This window comes from Clavibacter sp. GW821-FHT01D01 (genome assembly GCF_059422605.1).
On record NZ_JBWKXC010000001.1, the window covers coordinates 444,569 to 462,009 of the forward strand.

At 74.1% G+C, this 17,441-nt stretch carries 17 protein-coding genes; 8 read left to right on the top strand and 9 right to left on the bottom strand.

What is annotated here, in order from left to right; translation table 11 throughout:
- Positions 1–47 precede the first annotated feature (47 nt).
- On the top strand, positions 48–899 hold the full coding sequence (locus AC07VC_RS02255) for an aldo/keto reductase (RefSeq protein WP_494674579.1): 852 nt from the start codon (positions 48–50) through the stop codon (positions 897–899).
- Between the two features lie 4 nt (positions 900–903).
- On the opposite strand, the gene AC07VC_RS02260 is transcribed toward AC07VC_RS02255, so the two are convergent.
- From AC07VC_RS02260 to AC07VC_RS02270, 3 genes are all read right to left on the bottom strand, one after another.
- Positions 904–2,286, bottom strand: coding sequence for an MATE family efflux transporter (locus tag AC07VC_RS02260; protein ID WP_494674578.1), 1,383 nt, complete (start codon positions 2,284–2,286; stop codon positions 904–906).
- Between the two features lie 53 nt (positions 2,287–2,339).
- Positions 2,340–4,214 carry a MinD/ParA family ATP-binding protein gene (locus AC07VC_RS02265; protein WP_494674577.1) on the bottom strand — a complete coding sequence of 625 codons (1,875 nt, stop codon included), beginning with the start codon at positions 4,212–4,214 and terminating at the stop codon, positions 2,340–2,342.
- A 137-nt stretch (positions 4,215–4,351) separates the two neighbouring features.
- Positions 4,352–5,587, bottom strand: coding sequence for a hypothetical protein (locus tag AC07VC_RS02270; RefSeq protein WP_494674576.1), 1,236 nt, complete (start codon positions 5,585–5,587; stop codon positions 4,352–4,354).
- Between the two features lie 318 nt (positions 5,588–5,905).
- Between AC07VC_RS02270 and AC07VC_RS02275 the strand changes: the two genes are divergently transcribed.
- Genes AC07VC_RS02275 through AC07VC_RS02295 form a run of 5 tightly spaced genes read left to right on the top strand, consistent with a single transcriptional unit; the run spans position 5,906 to position 10,603 of the window.
- On the top strand, positions 5,906–6,601 hold the full coding sequence (locus AC07VC_RS02275; protein ID WP_494674575.1) for a SipW-dependent-type signal peptide-containing protein: 696 nt from the start codon (positions 5,906–5,908) through the stop codon (positions 6,599–6,601).
- A gap of 19 nt (positions 6,602–6,620) precedes the next feature.
- Complete coding sequence (locus tag AC07VC_RS02280; protein ID WP_494674574.1) at positions 6,621–7,367, top strand: S24/S26 family peptidase; 747 nt, start codon at positions 6,621–6,623, stop codon at positions 7,365–7,367.
- Complete coding sequence (locus AC07VC_RS02285) at positions 7,357–8,154, top strand: hypothetical protein (protein ID WP_494674573.1); 798 nt, start codon at positions 7,357–7,359, stop codon at positions 8,152–8,154. The genes AC07VC_RS02280 and AC07VC_RS02285 overlap by 11 nt, the downstream gene beginning before the upstream one ends.
- Complete coding sequence (locus tag AC07VC_RS02290) at positions 8,151–10,082, top strand: choice-of-anchor G family protein (RefSeq protein ID WP_494674572.1); 1,932 nt, start codon at positions 8,151–8,153, stop codon at positions 10,080–10,082. Before AC07VC_RS02285 ends, AC07VC_RS02290 begins: the two co-directional genes overlap by 4 nt.
- 23 nt (positions 10,083–10,105) lie before the next feature.
- A complete protein-coding gene (locus AC07VC_RS02295; protein WP_317231045.1) occupies positions 10,106–10,603 on the top strand; it encodes a MarR family winged helix-turn-helix transcriptional regulator in 498 nt (165 codons plus the stop codon).
- A gap of 37 nt (positions 10,604–10,640) precedes the next feature.
- Here the strand turns inward: AC07VC_RS02295 and AC07VC_RS02300 are convergent, their stop codons facing one another.
- On the bottom strand, positions 10,641–11,378 hold the full coding sequence (locus AC07VC_RS02300; RefSeq protein WP_494674571.1) for a ZIP family metal transporter: 738 nt from the start codon (positions 11,376–11,378) through the stop codon (positions 10,641–10,643).
- A gap of 100 nt (positions 11,379–11,478) precedes the next feature.
- Here AC07VC_RS02300 and AC07VC_RS02305 point away from each other — a divergent pair, with 100 nt between their 5' ends.
- Positions 11,479–11,943 carry a hypothetical protein gene (locus AC07VC_RS02305; protein WP_494674570.1) on the top strand — a complete coding sequence of 155 codons (465 nt, stop codon included), beginning with the start codon at positions 11,479–11,481 and terminating at the stop codon, positions 11,941–11,943.
- Positions 11,944–11,962: 19 nt separating this feature from the next.
- On the opposite strand, the gene AC07VC_RS02310 is transcribed toward AC07VC_RS02305, so the two are convergent.
- From AC07VC_RS02310 to AC07VC_RS02325, 4 genes are all read right to left on the bottom strand, one after another.
- A complete protein-coding gene (locus AC07VC_RS02310) occupies positions 11,963–12,565 on the bottom strand; it encodes a hypothetical protein (protein ID WP_494674569.1) in 603 nt (200 codons plus the stop codon).
- 23 nt (positions 12,566–12,588) lie between these two features.
- Positions 12,589–12,918, bottom strand: coding sequence for an MmcQ/YjbR family DNA-binding protein (locus AC07VC_RS02315; RefSeq protein WP_317229852.1), 330 nt, complete (start codon positions 12,916–12,918; stop codon positions 12,589–12,591).
- A gap of 55 nt (positions 12,919–12,973) precedes the next feature.
- The gene (locus AC07VC_RS02320) at positions 12,974–13,306 is read right to left on the bottom strand and encodes a biopolymer transporter Tol (RefSeq protein WP_494674568.1); all 333 of its coding nucleotides are present in this window, start codon (positions 13,304–13,306) and stop codon (positions 12,974–12,976) included.
- A 142-nt stretch (positions 13,307–13,448) separates the two neighbouring features.
- Positions 13,449–15,524 carry a PhoX family protein gene (locus tag AC07VC_RS02325; RefSeq protein ID WP_494674567.1) on the bottom strand — a complete coding sequence of 692 codons (2,076 nt, stop codon included), beginning with the start codon at positions 15,522–15,524 and terminating at the stop codon, positions 13,449–13,451.
- Positions 15,525–15,716: 192 nt separating this feature from the next.
- Here AC07VC_RS02325 and AC07VC_RS02330 point away from each other — a divergent pair, with 192 nt between their 5' ends.
- Positions 15,717–16,469, top strand: coding sequence for an SDR family NAD(P)-dependent oxidoreductase (locus AC07VC_RS02330; protein ID WP_317229855.1), 753 nt, complete (start codon positions 15,717–15,719; stop codon positions 16,467–16,469).
- Between the two features lie 50 nt (positions 16,470–16,519).
- Here AC07VC_RS02330 and AC07VC_RS02335 read toward each other — a convergent pair whose 3' ends face one another.
- Positions 16,520–17,431, bottom strand: a complete 912-nt coding sequence (locus tag AC07VC_RS02335) for a carbohydrate ABC transporter permease (protein WP_494674566.1) — start codon at positions 17,429–17,431, stop codon at positions 16,520–16,522.
- Between the last annotated feature and the right edge of the window lie 10 nt (positions 17,432–17,441).

Below are 17,441 nucleotides of genomic sequence, written 5' to 3' on the forward strand. Positions count from 1 at the left end.
CTCCTCCCTCCCGGGCCGCGCCCACCCGACCGGCGCAGGATGGGGAGATGACGGACACCGGGATCCCCACGACCACCTTCCCCGACGGCCGCAGCGCGGTCGCGCTCGCCCAGGGCACCTGGAACATGGGCGACGACGCCGGCGCCCGCGCGACCGAGCTCGACGCGCTGCGCGCCGGGATCGACGAGGGCCTCACGGCCATCGACACGGCCGAGATGTACGGCAGCGGGCGCTCCGAGGAGCTCGTCGGCGAGGCCATCGGGGGCCGCCGTGACGACGTGTTCCTCATCAGCAAGGTGCTGCCGTCGAACGCGTCCCGCCGCGGCACCGGCGAGGCCGCGCGCCGCAGCCTCGCGCGCCTCGGCACCGACCGGCTCGACCTGTACCTGCTCCACTGGCGGGGATCGCACCCGCTCGCCGACACGGTCGCCGCGATGCAGGAGCTCGTGGAGGAGGGCCTCGTGCGCGCCTGGGGCGTCAGCAACCTCGACGCCGACGACCTCGACGAGCTGGCCGCCATCCCGTGCGGCGACGCCGCGCAGACGGACCAGGTGCTCTACAACCTCGCCCAGCGCGGGCCGGAGCACGACGTGATCCCGTGGGCGGCGGAGCGCCGCATGCCGGTCATGGCGTACTCGCCGCTCGACCAGGGGAGGCTCGCGACGGATCCGGCGCTCGCCGACCTCGCCGCGCCCCTCGGCGTGAGCGCGGGCCAGCTCGCGCTCGCATGGGTCGTCCGCCAGGCGCCGCACGTGTTCGCGACCGCGAAGGCCGCGACGCGCGCGCACGTCGCCGAGAACCGCGCCGCGCTCGACCTCGTGATCCCGGAGGAGACGCTCGCCGCGCTCGACCGGGCGTTCCCGGGGCCGCGGGGCGGCGCGCCGCTCGCGATGTACTGACGGCTCAGGCGCGCGCGGCGCCCGTCACGATCCAGCGGTCGCCGCGGGCGCGCAGGCCGAGCGTGAGCGCGCGGGCGCCGATGTACACGAGGCCGAAGGCCGCCCACAGCGCGAGCAGCGCGGGGGTCCCGGCGACGCGGCCGGTCTCCGTGAGCCACGCCACGAGGATCAGCGCGGGCGCGTAGAGCACCAGGTTCACGAGTCCCGCGAGGGCGAGGTAGCGCGCGTCCCCCGCGCCGATGAGCACGCCGTCGAGCATGAACACGTAGCCCGCGACGGGCAGGCCCACGGCCAGCACCAGGGTCACGGCCGTCAGCATGCGGTGGATCGCCGGGTCGCCCGTGAACACCGGGCCGAGCAGCGGCGACACGGCCGCGAGGACGAGGCCGAGGATCGCGCCGAGGCCGACGCCCCACTGCACGAGCCGGTGGGCGACGGCGCGGACGCGCGGAACGTCGTCGGCGCCGAGCCCGTGGCCGACCAGCGCCTGCCCGGCGATCGCCAGCGCGTCGAGCACGAACGCGACCGTCGAGAACAGGGTGAGGGCGATCTGCAGGGTCGCGAGCCCCGTGACGCCGAGCCCCGCGCCGACGGCCACCGTGGCGAGCATCGCGGCGCGCAGCGACGCCGTGCGCACGAGCAGCCAGCCGCCGGACGCCGCCGAGCGCGCGACCCCGCGGAGGCCGGGGCGCAGGGTGGTGCCCGTGTCACGGGCGGCGCGCACGGCGATCACGACGAAGACCGCGGCCATGCCCCACTGCGCGACCACGGTCCCCCACGCGGAACCGGCGATGCCGAGGCCGAGCCCGTAGATGAGCACGGCGTTGAGCGCCGCGTTCGCCGCGAAGCCCGCGACCGCGACGACGAGCGGGGTGCGGGTGTCCTGCAGGCCGCGGAGGAGGCCGGTCGCCGCGATGGCGAGGAGCATGGCGGGGATCCCGAGGAGCGAGATGCCGAGGTAGGTGCTCGCCGCGTCGACCACGGCCGCGGTCGCCGCGGGATCCGCGTCGGCGCCGCCGGTGCCCGCGAGGGCGCGCACGAGCGGATCCGCGACGAGGGAGCCGACGACCAGCACCACCGCGCCGAGCACCAGGGCGAGCCACAGGCCGTCGATGCCCGCGCGGATCGCGCCGGGACGGTCGCCCGCGCCGAGCCGCCGGGCGACCGTGGGCGTGGTCGCGTAGGCGAGGAACACGAGGAGGCCGACGATCGTCTGCAGGATCACGCTCGCGATGCCGAGGCCCGCGAGCGGCGCGCTGCCGAGGTGCCCGACGAGCGCCGTGTCGGTGAGGAGGAACAGCGGCTCGGCCACGAGCGCGCCGAGCGCCGGCACCGCCAGCGCGAGGATCTCGCGGTCGAGCGGGCGCCGGGGGCGCCGGGTGCGCACGACGGACCCGGGCTCGCCCCCGGCGGACCCGGATCCGCCCGTGGAGGCGCCCGTCAGCGGACCGCGTGCGCCAGGCGCTGCACGACCCCGGCCGTCGCGGCCGTGAAGGCACGGAGGACCTCGGGGCCGAGCGAGCCGAGCGAGATCGGCCCGCGCTCCGCGATGTGCGCGTCGTACGGCACCGTGAAGATCTGGGCCGGGCGGGCGTCGTCGAGGATGCGGTCGATGCGCGCGACGACCGCGGGGTCCTCCGGGCGCCCGTCGTGCAGGCGGATGATCACGGCGTTGTCGGCGAGCATCGCGGCGTGGCCGCCGAGCTCGCGCAGGAAGTCGAGCAGCGCGACGGCCTCGAGCACCGCGTCGCCCGCGTTGAGCACCGGGACGACGAGCACGTCGGTGACCTCGATCGCGCCGCGGAAGGCGGAGGAGGACGGCTGGTTGCCGGAGTCCATCACGCGCACGGCGTAGTACTCGTCGATGAGGCGGGAGACGCCCACGACGTCCTCGCCCGTGAGCTCGCGGCGCGGCCCCACGGACGCGACGACCGAGGCGAAGCTCGTCTGCGGCGCCGTGTAGCCGGCGAGCTGCCCGGCGCTGTGGATCTCGTCGCGGTCGCGCACCAGCTCGCCGAGGCCGCGCTGGGGCTGGCCCTCCGCGCGGTAGCCGAGCGCGCCGGGGTCGTCGGTGACCTCGACCACGGCGACGGATCCGCCGCGGATGGAGCCCAGCACGCCGCCCAGGATGAGGCTCGTCGGGGTCTTGCCCACGCCGCCCTTGCGGTTGGCGACCAGCACGCTGACCGCGCGGGACCAGGTGGCCTGGCGGATGACCCGCTCGTCGCCCTCGCGCCGGGTTGCCTCCGCGTTCGCGGCGGCCTCCTCGGGGCCCGGGCCGATCTTGAGCAGGCCGCCCGTGACCGTGTTGAGGAACCCGCGGAACCCGGTGCGCGCGACGACGGGGCCGCGCGGGGGGCGCTGGCCGGTCTGCTCGGGGAAGAGGGTGAGGGCGCTCGCCGCGGCGTCGGCGCGCGGGGTGCGCATGGCGTAGCGCTGCGGATCCGCGTCGGGGAACGCCGTGAGGTCGGTGCCGGGGCGGCGGGACTCCGCGGCATCCTCCTCGGGGGCGTCGTCGGGCGCGGCGGGGAGGGAGGCGACGGGGGTCGCGACCGGGACCGGCGGGAGCAGGGGCGCGGGCGCGGGGCGGGCGGATGCGGGCCGGGCGGAGGCGGGCACGGGCGCGTCGTCGACGGGGACGGCGACCGGGGCGTCGTCGGCCGACGCGGCCTCGGTCCGCGTCTCGGTCCCGGCCTCGGCCGTGGCCGGGTCGGCGGCGTGGTCGTCCGGGCCGTCGGACCGGGCGGCGCGCGGCTCCTCGACGCTCGGGCGCAGCGGCATGCGGAAGGGGTGCGCGTTGACGACGTGCGGGGCGGGGACCGTCCACGCGGATCCGGCCTCCGGGGAGACCACCGCGTCGAAGGAGCCGGGGGCGGAGGCGGGGCGCGGCGCGTCGTCCGCGTCGGCCTCGGCCGGGGCGTCGTCGGGCACGCGGTCCTCGGGATCCACGTCGTCCTCGTCCGCGTCGTCGAACAGCTCGTCGAACGCGTGGGTGCCGACGACCTCGGCGTCGTCGTCCTCCGCGGCGTCGTCGACGGTGGCGTCCTCATCCGCGGCATCGGCGTCGTGGGCGGCATCGTGATCGGCGTCGGCCGGCGCCGCGCCCGGGCGCACCCGGTCGGGCCCGAACAGGCCGCCCTCGGAGGTGCGCGGGACCGCGGGGAACGGATCCACCCAGCGGTGCGCGTCGCCCGACGCGTCGGAGGAGCCCTGCTCCATCTCCTGCTGGCGGCGGCGCAGCTCGCGCCGGCTGAGGAGGGGAGGCTCCGACGCCCCGCCGTCTCGGTGGCCGGTGTCGGTCGTGTCGTCGGTCATGTTGCTCGCCTTCGTCTTCCCCGCCTGCGCGGACGAGGCTACCAGCCCGCCAGATACCAGGCGCCGCGGCGCTTGGGCAAGCGCAACCATATTTAATCTAATTATTCCGCGCTGCAGCTATGTCCTGCCCCTTTACGTCATTCCGCCAGACGCTCTTCTAAAAGTAGCCGTGCGCGCCGAAATTCCGATACTCCCAGATCGATGGCATCTGCGGCTTCGGCAACGGCCCGATACGCCCGTCGGCCGGACGCGGTCAAATTGCGCTCCATTTCAGGAAGATTTACAATAACGTTGGCGAACTCCATGATACTAATACGCGCTTGCCCAAAAGTGTTTTCTGCCTGCTTCAGTGTTTCAATTTCTTGCTGGACCTGCTCTCGGGCGGCGGAGTCGTTCATGAGTCGAGTGCGGGAAACGCCGTTTGTGCTATCCCCTAGCTGAGTTAGCGCACTACGAAGTTCAGGGTTTAACGCCTCCATTTCCATAGAATATTCGTCAAAATCGGCGGCAACTTGGCGCATTAAAGCTCGCAGCACGGGCGCGGCCTTCGACCCAAGATTTGTATTCGCTTTATTTATCTGCTCAGTACGATTCTCGAGCTTATGGCCCACCGTCTCCGTAGCGTCATTTAGCTTCTCGGCAACGCCCGCGACTGTCTCGCTGCTTTCCGATAAAGCGATTGCGTAATCAAGGAAACCGAGTGGGCTGTGCTCTTCTGTGGTTGGGGTAGAGCTTGCGTCGGTTGCAGTTTCGTTCTCGACTAGTGCGAGCGCGGGCTCGTAAAAGACGCCGCCGGGTCGATCAGAATCTTCGTCTTCTGGTTCCTTGAGGATCTCTGCGGGCTTGTTCTGCGTTTTTGGCCTATCTTGTGGCGCAACGGGAATTCGAGCGACCTGAGTTGCCTTTGCGAGTGAATCAGGCGCGAAGTCCTGAATGGGATTGCTAAATTCCGCGGTGCCGTCCTGAATAGCACGGGCAACCGCCGAGATGGCGTCTGTCAACTTGGCAGCTCCACTAAAGTTGACGGTGTACTCGGTTGCCCGGTACGGCCTCAGGTCGAAAGGCAACTCCGCGATGTGCTGGGTGATCATCATGGTGCGTTTGCCCATCCCATGAGCAAGTCCCAATTCGTACATCACATTGCCGTTTAGGCCTGTAACATCAACTATGACAAGATCAGCTGCATGCAATCTTGTGATAATATCCTTTAGTATTTGCTGCTGATTATCGGATAGGTCTGCACGAGAAACGTCAAAATTGTTTGAGGTGAGACCAGGTACAATCAAACTGTCGTAGACGGCCTCGAAGTCGCCGCTGAACGACATCAATACAAAAGCTTGTAACTTAGGCATGGTTTCCTTTGATTTAAACACGCTTATTGCAGTCTAACGAAAGTGCGTCTTGCTGTCTGTACCGCGGCTCCTTCAAATTTCCAAAGCGCAGTGCGGTGAGGCTCGGTATCTGCCCCCCGGGCCCTCGACCGGGGCACAGTCCCTGTCTCGGTAGTCCGACCGGCCGGCGCGCGCGACCACTGGCATATCGGGTCGCGGCTACCGGCGTCGCCCGCACGGCATCCCGAGCGGGCCCGCGTCGCCCCTAGCTTCGCCCTGTCGGCCGCTGGGGCCGACGCACAGGGGGGCGGGACGGTCCGGCATCGGACGCGGGACCCGCGCGACAAGGGGAGCACGACCATGGCACTGCACGCAGACCGCCCGCGCATGACGCGGCGCACCAAGACGATGGCCTTCCTGTCCGGGGGACTCGTCCTCGGGCTCGGCATCACCGCCACGCTCGCCGCGTGGACCGACTCCGAGTGGGTGTTCGGCGGCAACGCGGACGGCACCGGCCCGGGTCTCGGCACGTCGACCTTCGAGGTCGAGCAGAACGCATCGTCGCCGTACCTCCCCGCCGAGTTCGAGCAGGACGAGACGAACCCCGGTCAGGACCTCACCTTCACCGCCGGCGCGCTCGCGCTGACGCCCGGCACGAGCGTCTACGCGCCCGTCGCGCTCCGCACGGTCGCGGGATCCGTCGCCGGCACCGTGGTCCTGCAGGACTCCGAGCCCGCGGTGGGCGTCGGCCTCGAGGCCGACGACGCCGACGACGCGCTCCTCGGCGCCCTCACGCTCCGCGTCGCGGTCTCCACCACGGCGACCACGTGCGACGCCGCGGCGTTCGCGACCGGCGCGCTCGTGACGAGCGGCCCCCTGGCCACCGCCGCGGGCACCGGCGCGCAGACGCTCGACGCGTCCGGCGGCAACACGCAGTTCTACTGCTTCGAGATCACGCTCCCCGCGGCGCCCACCCTGCCGACCGGGGTGACCCTCGACGACCTCCAGGGCCGCACGGTGACGCCGGCGTGGGAGTTCCTCTCCACGTCGGTCTAGACCGCGGAGGGACCGCATCATGTCAGCGCAGGCCGCGGCGACGCGCGCGGGGGACCGGGACGCGCTCGCGGCTGCCCGCCGTGATGCCGTCGCGGCGTCCCGCGCCCGCGCACGCGGCGGTGCGCGCGGCAGCGCCGGGGCGCGTCCGCGGCGGACCGCCGGGCTCCGGGTGCGCGACGCCGTGCTCACCCTCACGGGGATCGCGGGGGCGCTCGTCATCGCGTGGACGCTCCTCTCGCGCATCCTCGGGCTGTCGCTCGTGGTGCTCATGACGGGGTCCATGGCGCCGACGCTGCCGACCGGATCCGCCGCCGTGACGCTCGACGGCGTGCCGGCCGCGGACCTGCGGCCGGGCGACGTCGTGAAGGTGCCGCGACCGGGCTACGACCTGCCGGTCACGCACCGCGTCGTCTCCGTCGGACCCGTCACGGGCGAGGTGGAGCAGCTGTCGGCGGGAGTGGATCCCGCGGATCCCGCGGCCCGCCAGCTCGTGCTGCAGGGCGACGCGAACGCCACCGTCGACCCGTCGCCGTACGTGGTGACGGAGGCCGACCGCGTGCTCGGCGGCGCGCCCTACCTCGGCTACGCGAACCGCCTGCTGCACACGCCGCTCGTGATCGCGGGGCTCGCGGGCGCGCTGGTGCTGCTGCTCGTGGGCACGTCGTGGCCGACGGGGGAGCGCCGCGGGAGCCCGAGCGGCGACCGGGCGACCGGCCGCCGCTCGGCGGGCGGACCGCCCCGCCGCCCGGCCCGCCATGCGCGCTGAGGCGGGGTCGGCCGCCGCGCCGATCCCGCGCCGGTCCCCGCTCCGCTCCGCGCTCACCGCCGTCGCCGCGCTCGCGCTCGTGGGCGGCCTGAGCCTCATCGGCACCCGGGCCTCCGCCGTCCTCCTCGACGTGCCGGAGAACGGCACGCCCGGGTACCTCTCCCTCTCCTCCGATTGGAGCACCGCCATGCTGGACGTCTCGCCCGGCGCCCCCGGGCACTGGCTGATCTCCGCACGGCTGCGCGACGCGGACGTCGCGCGCCTCGCCGTGGAGATCCGCTCGGGCGGCGAGCTGGCCGAGGTCGACGCGGGCGTGCTCCTGCGGCTCGACCGCTGCGACGACGCCTGGATCCCCGCGCCCGCCGCCGAGGGTCCGCACGCCGCGCCCGCGTGCGCCGGGGGATCCGCGCCCGTGCTCGCCGCGACCCCGCTGAGCGCGTTCCGGGGCGAGGGTCCGCGGACGGGCCTCCCCGACATCACCGCCGCCGCGGGCGAGCACCTCCTCCTCACGGCGTCCGTCGACCCCGCGCTGTCGGGCGACTCCCGCGTGATGGGCCGCACCGGATCGCTCGCGGTCGGCCTCACGGCGGCGGGGTCGGATCCCGTGGCCGCTGCCGTGCCGCCCGCGGTCGGCGGGATCCTGCCGCGCACGGGCTCCGCCATCGACGTGGTCGCCGTCGCGCTGGCCGGAGCGGGCGCCCTCGCGCTGGGCCTGCTGCTGCGGCGACCGGGGACGGGCCGACGTCCGGGCCTCGTCGACGGATCGCCGGACGGGGGCGGCGCGTGAGCGGGGGCACGGGGACCCGCGGGCGCCGCAGTGCGGGGCGGGCGGGCCGTGAGGGACGCGCGGGCCGCGAGGACCTCGTCGGCCGGCCGCCCCAGCGCCGCGCCGAGCCGCGGATCGTCGGCCTCGGCCGCGTGCTGGCCGGCTTCCGCCTGCCCCGCCTCGCCGGCCGCGCCCCGTCGCTCGTCGCCGCCGGCGTCGCCGTCGCGCTGGTCGCCGGCGCGGTGACCCCGGGCATCGTGCCGGTCGCCGCCGCGTGGACCGACCGCGAGTGGGCGAAGGGCGCCATCGGCACGGAGGACCTCGACTGCGGCACCTCCACGGGCTTCACGACCACGGCGTCCGCGCGCTTCCTGCGCGGGAGCCTCCTCTCCCTCCCGCTCGACACCGTCGCGGGCGTGTCCGGCCTCTCGGCCGTCGACGACGCCGCGCCCGGCTCGCGGCGCACCCCGGCGACCGCCCCCAGCCTCGGATCCGGCGCCTATGCGAACCCGCTCGCCATCACGGCGGTCTCCGGCGCGGCCGCCCTGGACCTCACGGGCCTGTCGGCGGGGTTGCCCGCCGGATCCGCGGGAGCCCTCAACCAGTACGTGCGCGTGACCGAGACGGGGACCTCCACGGCGGCCAGCGGGCTCGTGTCCGACTCCGGCGGGGTCGGCGTGACCTCCGGCACGTCGGCGTCCCTGCCCGGGCGGGCGACCATCAGCCTTGCCCGCGTCCTCCCGGCCACCACGGACATCGCCCGCGCGGAGCTGGCGGTGGGCGCCGTGGCCTCCCGCGCGACCCTCGACTGGTGCTCCGCGCGCCGCAGCGCCCTCTGGGGGGACGGCTCCGTCGACGGCGTGATCCGCGAGTACGGCATCGCGGGCCTCGAGCTCCGGGTGGCGAGCCCCGTCGTCGGAGGCGTGGCCACCGCCGTGGGGAACACGACCACGACCGTCCTGCCCGCCGCGGTGGCGGCCCTGTCGGGACCGACCGGGACCATCGCGACCTCCGTCGGCTCCGCCCTCGACGCCCTCATCGGCGGGCTCGTCACCACGGGGCTCACCGGCTCGGTCACGCTCACCGGGGTGGAGGCGGCGACCGCCGCCGTCACGCCGCTGCTCACCAAGCCCCTGCGCAGTCCCGACGGCAGCGTGGCGATCGACCTCGCCACCGGCACGGTGCTGGTCGACCTCGCCGCCCTCACCGGCCGCGGGCCCGGAGGGCTGAACGGCCTGCCGCCGAACACCGAGCTGGTGCTGTCGGCCCCGGTCGTGAACGCGATCAGCGCCCGGGTCGGGGTCCTGATGGACACCCGGACCGCGGAGATCCAGACGGCCCTCACGACCGCGCTCCAGGCCGTCAAGGTGAGCATCGCCTTGACGACCGAGGTGAGGACCTCGAACACCCTGCTCGGCATCAGGGTGCTGAAGGTCGGCGTGGGCTACGAGGGCACCCTCGGCGACCTCGCGTCGGGAGCTCGTCAGCTGGCGGTCACGGCCGACGCCCTCGGGCTCGGCGCGACCCTCAACCCGATCCTGGCCGGGCTCGGGCTGGGGAACATCGACCTCCTCTCGGCGCTCGTCCGGGGGCTCGGCTCCTCCCTCGTCTCCACCCTCACGACCACGCTGGGCTCCCTGCTCGTCACGCCCGTGACGACCCTGGGAGCGACGCTCTCCACGCTCTCGGGACGTCTCGTGACGGCGGTCGCGGCCGTCGTGAACCCGCTCCCGAGCGTCCTGTCCGTCATGGTGAACGTGCAGCCCGACCGCCCGGGGGCGCCTCCGGGCAGCGTCGTGGTCCCGGGCATCGGGCGGGACACGAGCCCCGAGCGGTCGGTGACCGCGCTGCGGATCGGCCTGCTCGACTCGGCGGCGCCCGCGCTGGGGCTGTCGGCGGTCGAGCTCGCCACCTCCACCGCCGGCCGCAACGCGTACCGGGCGCCCTGATCGGCGTCGGTTAGGGTCTCCACGTGATCCCGGAGCCGACACCCGACCGCCCCGCCGACGCCCCGGTCGACGGGCGCGCGGCCGCCGTCTCGTCGGTGGCGTCCGAGCTCGGGGCGCTGCTCATGTCGATCCGCTCCCTGCGCATCGAGGAGGCCGCGACGTTCCACCCCGGCCTGCAGCCCGGCGCCTTCGCGGTCGCGCGCTGGATCCGCACCGCCGGCCCGTCCTCCGCGGGCGCCGTCGCGGCGGGCCTGCTCATGGACAAGAGCTCGGTCAGCCGCCACCTCCGCGTGCTGCGCGAGGCCGGCTACGTGCAGGACGAGCCGGATCCCGAGGACCGCCGCTCCACCATCCTCACGCTCACGCCGCTGGCGGAGGAGCGCCTCGCGGACGTGCGCTCCGGCACGCGCGAGCGCCTGCAGAACCGGCTCTCCGCGTGGGACACGACCGAGGTCGAGCAGCTCGCGGGCCTGCTGCACCGCTTCAACGTCTCGCCCCGGGACCGGCCCGCCGACGACTGATCGGCCTACCGGCCGATCGGCCGCCGCCCCGCCCGGCTCAGCCCGCCTGGTGCACCGCGTAGCTGGCCACGAACCCGAGGACCGTCACGAGGCCCGTGAGCGCCTGCGCCTTGCGGAACGCCTCGGGGATCATGGTGTCGCAGATCATCGCGAGGATCGCCCCGGCCGCGAACGCCATCACCACCGACTGGCCGCTCTCCGGGAGCCCGCCGAGCAGCGCGTAGCCGCCGAGGGAGGAGAGGGCGCAGACCACGGCGATCGAGGTCCAGAGCCCGAAGACGTAGCGCGGGCCGCGGCCGTCCTCCTTGAGGTCGGCCGTGCTCGACATCCCCTCCGGGAGGTTCGAGATGACGACGGCCACGAGCACGCCGACGCTCAGCGTCCCGCCGCCCGTGAGGCTGAGGCCCTGCACGGACGTCTCGGGGACGCCGTCGAGCAGGGCGCCGAGCGCGATCCCCACGCCCGTGCCGCCCCCGCCGCCCTTCCGCCGGTGCGGCTTCCGCCGGAACCCGCCGTGCTCGAGGACCTGGTCGAGCACCACGTACACGACGGCGCCGGCGACGAAGCCGGCGATGGTGGGCAGGAATCCGCCGCTCGCCGCGGCCTCGTCGACGAGGTCGAACGCGAGCGCCGAGATCAGCACGCCGGCGCCGAACGCCATGACGAGCGCGACGACCTCCCGCGGCACCCTCGCGAACCACGCGACGAGGGAACCGACGACCAGCGACAGCCCGGAGAGCAGACCGGCGAGCCCGGCGAGGAGGAGAGGCGACATGCCTCCGAGGATGCTCCCTCCCGGAGCGCGCGTCCGCCCGGACGGCGCTCCGTCGGTGCGGCCGCTTGCGAGCGGCTCCCGGGATCGATCCACTGGACCCATGCGACGGCGACGGGTGGGGGATGCGCGCGCGAGGTCCTCGGGCGGGAGGCAGCGCCTCCGCACGGGCACCGTCCTGGTGTCCACCTCGGCCGTGACCGCCGGCCTCGGCCTGGTCGTCCTCGCGCTCCTGGCGTCCACCGGCACCCCGCCGGACGCCGCCCCGGGGGATCGGCTGCCCGTGCCCGCCGCGGCGGCCGCGGCGCTGTGCGCGGCGGCGCTGGCCGCGCTCGGGGCGGCGCCCTACCCGCTGTGGCGCGGGCGCGCCCCCTGGCCGGCGCTCTGGGCCGCCTCGATCGCCGGCGTCCTCGTCGTCGCGGCCGTGGCCGCGGCGGTGGCGCTCGCGGCGGCGGGTGACGCCGCGCTCGGGCTCGTGGTCGGCATGCCGGTGGCCGCCCTGTCGGCCGTCGCCGCGGTGCCGGTCACCGAGGGGATCCTGCGCGCGCGGGACCGGGCGCGGACCTGACCCGCCCGCCGGGGCCCGATCAGCGCCCGGACACCCCCGCGTCGCGGAGCGCGAGGTCGGCGAGCTGCCGCACGACCCGCGGGTCCCCGGCGCGCCAGGCGGCGACCGGATCCGGGTGCGCCGCGAGCAGCGCCGCCGGCTTCCGGGTGGAGAGCGCCCGCAGCGCCAGGAGCTCCGTGCCCCCGGGCGTCCCCGCGAGGGCGCGGGCCGCGGCCGCGCGCCGCACGAACGAGATCCGCCGGAGCAGCCAGTGCCGCACGATGAGCGCGATCGGCACGAGCGCGACGAGGATCCCGACCACGAGCGCGACCGTCCCCACCAGCGCCTGCTGGTCGCGGCCCGCCTGCACGAGGCCCGCTCCGATGCCGCTCGCGTCCTCGAACGGCCCGCGTGCGGCGTCGCCCACGAGCGGCAGTCGGCCGAGGGCGTCGGCGGCGTCGGTCATGGATCCGCTCAGCTGCGTGCCCGAGCTCTCCATGCTGCGGCCGAGGTCGCCGAGCGGGCGGATGAGCGCCGCCACCGCGACCCCCACCAGCACGGAGACGACGACGCCGACGAGGGCCGCCGTGTCGGCCGCGATCTGTCGGGCGCGGACGAGGGGGAGCGCGGAGTAGAGCTGCATGGGACCAGCCTGGCCTGCGGGCGTCACCCGTCGTGGAGGCGCCGCGGCGCGCGGGCGTCCCACGCCTCCCGGAGCAGCTCGGCGAGTCGTGCGGCGGGGACGCGGTCCAGCCGGACGAGCACGCTCGGGTGACCGTCGTAGTGCGGGGTCGTCGTGAACGCGGCGGGATCCTCCTGCAGCAGCGCCTCGCGCTCGCCCAGGTCGGCGCGCCACACCAGCAGCACGCCGGGCTCCTCCACCAGGCGGGCGATCATGCGCGGTCCGGCGTAGAAGGCGGGGGTCCCGTAGGCGGTGCGCTCCTCGACGCCCGGCAGCGACAGCGCCAGCTCGCGGACGTCGGCCTCGGTGCTCATGCGCCCAGTCTGCGCCGCGGGCCTGCCGGGCGTCAGGTGGCGCGCGTGCCCGGCGTCAGCCGGCGGGGCGGTCGAGCGCGTCGAGCTCCCGCAGCGCCGCGTGCGCCCGCTCGAGGCGCGCGTGCTCGGGCTCGTCCCACCAGCGCGGTCCGCGCTCGCCGAGGCCGTGCTTCGCGAGTCCGACGCGCGTGCGGGCGGCGGCGACCGCGTCGTCGTCGCCCCGGCGCTTCGCGGCGCCCACGCCCGAGCGCCCGCGTCCGAGGTGCGACGTCAGCGCCTCCACGACCTCGGCCGGCAGCGACGGATCCGTGCGCGGCCACCGCCGCCCGCCCACGACCAGCCAGCGCTCGTCGTCGGTCGGGCCGTCGGGATCCTGGGGCTCGGTCACCCCTCGACGCTAGCCCGCGTCCCCCGGCGACGCGCGCGAGCCCGCCGGAGCGCACGGCGCCCCGGACGCCCGAGGGCCGGGGCGCACGCACGCCCCGGCCCTCGTGATCCGCCGCCGTCGGCGGCCGGATCGGTCCTGCGGATCAGCCCCGCCACACCTGGATGACCGACGGACGCGGTCCGCGCCAGGCGCCCTTCGGCGGGGTGGCGCCGGCCGGCACGTAGTCGGGGAAGAACGAGTGCTGCTCGGCGAACGAGCCGTCCTCGCCCGGGTGCTGCACCGCGACGAACACCATGCCCTCGGTGTCGTGCACGACCGGGCCGCAGGTCTCCGCCTCGGTGGGCACGGAGAGGAACTGCTGCACGTGGCCGCGCTCGGCGCCCTCCAGCGGGACCTTGAACAGGCCGTCGTTGAGGCCGATGGTGCTCGGCGCGCCGTCGGTGGAGATCCAGAGGTCGCCCGCGGAGTCGAACGCGACGTTGTCCGGGCAGCTGATGGGCGAGACCTTGTCCTTCGGGAAGCCCGCGAAGTACGTCGACTCGTTCTTCGCCGGGTCGCCCGCGACGAGGAGCAGGTTCCAGGTGAAGGTGGTCGAGCGGAGGTCGCCGCCGTCCTCGACGACCTCGACGATGTGGCCGTCGCGGTTGGTGGTCCGCGGGTTCATCTCCGTGGCGCCCTCCTTGCCGGCCTTGCCGCGGTCGGTGTTGTTGGTGCACGCGACGTAGACCTTGCCCGTGACGGGGCTCGGCTGCACGTCCTCGCAGCGGTCCATCTTGGTCGCGCCCACGGCGTCCGCCACGAGGCGGGTGCGGATGAGCGCGTCCTCGATGGTGAAGCCGGGGACGGGGCAGACGCCGTCGACCGCGATCGCGATCCACTCGCCGATGCCGTCGAACTGCCCGTCGGAGGGCAGCTGGCCGGTGCCGGTGATCTCCGCGACGGGCGAGTCGCCCGTGAAGCGGGCCACGTAGAGCGAGCCGCGCGTGAGGAGCTGCTTGTTCCTCCGGCGGTCCTGGCGCGTCGTGCCGGTGACCATCGTGTCGTGCGAGACGAACTTGTAGAGGTAGTCGAAGCGCTCGTCGTCGCCCATGTAGGCGGCGACGTGGCCGCTCTTCCCGGCGATGACGTTCGCGCCCTCGTGCTTGAAGCGGCCGAGCGCGGTGTGCTTGACGGGCGCCTCGCCGGGCTCGAACGGGTCGACCTCGACGATGTAGCCGAAGCGGTTCGGCTCGTTCTCGTAGCCGGGTGTGCGGGCGTCGAAGCGGGGGTCGATGGACTCCCAGCCGCGGCTCGTCGCCTTGTCGCCGAGGCCGTAGCGCTTGTCGGCCGCCGAGGTGCCGGCGGTGCGGAAGTAGCCGTTGAAGTTCTCCTCGCCGGAGAGCACGGTGCCCCAGGGGGTGGTGCCGCCGGCGCAGTTGCCGAGCGTGCCGAGGATCGTGGTGCCCTTCGGGTCGGCCTTCGTGCGGAGCGCGGCGGATCCGGCGACGGGCCCGGTCACGGTGAAGGGAGTGTCCGCGGTGATGCGGCGGTTGCGGTGGTGGCCGACCGTGTACGTCCACGGCTGCCCGACCGTCTTGCGGCGGAGCGCGACGACGGACATGCCGTGCGAGGCCTTGCCGATGCGGCGCTGCTCGTCGAGCTCGGCGGCGTCGGCTGCGGGCGGGAACATGATGTTCTCGTTCGTGTACTCGTGGTTGGCGACGAGGAGCGCCTCCTTGTTCCGCGAGTTGATCGGGATGATGTCGAGGTAGTCGTTGTTGTAGCCGAACTGGCGCGCGGCGAGGCGCGCGGTCTGGTTGTCGGCGTCGAAGTCGTCGGCGTAGCTGAAGATCGGGTCGCCCCAGCGGATGATCGGCGCCCAGCGGTAGCCGGTCGGCACGGTGAACTGGTCGACCGATGCGTCGACGGGCGTGATCGCCGTGAAGGGCAGGTTCGACGCGGCCTGCGCGGCGGCGGCCTCGGCGCCGGGCGCCGCGGCGTTCTGCGCCACGAGGATCGCGAGGGCTCCCGCTCCGGCGCCGCCGAGCAGCGTGCGGCGCGAGAGGGCGCGGCCCGCGATGTCGCGGAAGTAGGAGTTGTCGCTGACGTTGGGGACGGGCTTCGTGCACGCGTCGTCGCACTTGAGGTGGCAGGTGACGGTGCTGCGCTTGCCGCGGGCGTGGGGATCGCGCGACAGGATCGGCAGCAGCCGGTGGTGGGTCTCACGGGTGAGGGTCATGTGGGGTCTCCATCGATCTCGGGCGTCTGCTCCGGGTGCCGGCGGACGCATCACGCTCGCAAGCTATTGCCGCCCCCGGGCAGCCCTCCGACGTGACGGTGGACGCCGGGTGAACCGGGGGTGTCCGGATCGTGCGGGCGTACCGTCGAGGTGCGGCGCGGATCCGCGCCGCCCGATCCGAGGAGGACTCCCATGGCCAGGTTCGACACGAAGACCGCGCTCGTCACCGGCGGCGGCAGCGGCATCGGCGCCGCCATCTCGCGTGCGCTCGCCGCGGAGGGCGCGTCGGTCGTCGTCACCGACATCCAGCTGGAGGCGGCCGAGCGCGTCGTCGCCGAGATCGAGGCCGCGGGCGGCACCGCCACCGCGTTCCGCCAGGACACCTCGAAGGCCGAGGACTCCGAGTCCGCCGTCGCGCACGCGGTCGCGACCTACGGCGCGCTGCACCTCGCCGTGAACAACGCCGGCATCAGCGCCCCGGCCGCCGACATCGGCGAGTACGACATCGCCGCCTGGGACCGCACGCGCGCGGTCGACCTCGACGGCGTCTTCTACGGCCTCCGCTACCAGCTGCCCGCGATGGTGGAGGCGGGCGGCGGCGCGGTCGTCAACATGAGCTCGGTGCTCGGGTCCGTGGGGTTCGCCCAGAACGCCGCCTACGTCGCCAGCAAGCACGCCCTCGTCGGCCTCACGAAGGTGGCAGCGCTCGAGTACACGGCGCGCGGCGTGCGCACCAACGCGGTCGGCCCGGGCTTCATCGACACCCCGCTGGTGCGCGCGTCGCTCACCCCGGACGCCCTCGCGTACCTGGAGAGCCAGCACGCGACCGGCCGCCTGGGTACCGACCAGGAGGTCGCGGCGCTCGTCCTCTTCCTCCTGAGCGACGACGCGTCCTTCATCTCGGGCAGCTACCACCTCGTGGACGGCGGCTACTCGGCGCGCTGACGCGTCGGGCCGGCGCCGGTCGTGGGGTGCCGGCCCCGGACCGGCTCCGGTCAGCGGATGCCGCTGCGCGCGAAGCCCTGCACGAAGTAGCGCTGGAAGACGAGGAACAGCACCACCATCGGCGTCACGTTGATCAGGGCGAAGGCCATCGTGCCGCCGTAGTCGGAGCCGAACTGGCCCTGCAGGTACAGCAGGCCGATGGGGAGCGTGAACAGCTCGTTCTGCTTCAGCGCGATGAGCGGCCAGGAGAAGTCGTTCCAGGTCGACAGCAGGCTCATGAAGAACAGCACCGCGAGCAGCGGCTTCGACAGCGGGAGCACGATGCTGCGGAGGATCCGCAGATGGCTCGCGCCGTCGATCCGCGCCGCCTCGATGAGCTCGGTGGGGATGCCGAGGATGAACTGCCGCGCGAGGAACAGGCCGAACGCGCTCGCCGCCGTGGGCAGGATCACGGCCCAGTACGTGCCGTAGAGGTCGAGCCCGGTGACGAGGGTGAACAGCGGCACCATGATGACCTGCACGGGGATCATCAGCGTCGCGAGCGCCACGAGGAAGAGCGCGTTCGAGCCGCGGAACCTCAGCCGCGCGAACGCGTACCCGCCGAGCACGTTGACGCTCACGGTGATGAGCGCGACCACGAGGGCGATGGCGGTGGAGTTCCCGAACCAGGTGGCCACGGGGAAGGAGTCGAGGACGCGCTCGAAGTTCGACAGCGTGAGCGTCGTCGGGAAGATGCGCAGCGCGCCGCCGAGGAGGTCGGCGCGGGTCGAGAACGCGACGACGACCATCCAGTACAGCGGGAACAGGATGATGAGCGCGACGACGCTCGCGGCGACGACGCGCAGCGCGACGAGGCGGCGCTCGCGGCTGCGGCGGGCGCCCGGCCGGGTCAGCCGGTCGGGGGACGCGGTGCGGGCCGGGCGGACCTCGGAGCCCACGGGCGCGACGGGTGCGGTGGTCATGGGGCGGCTC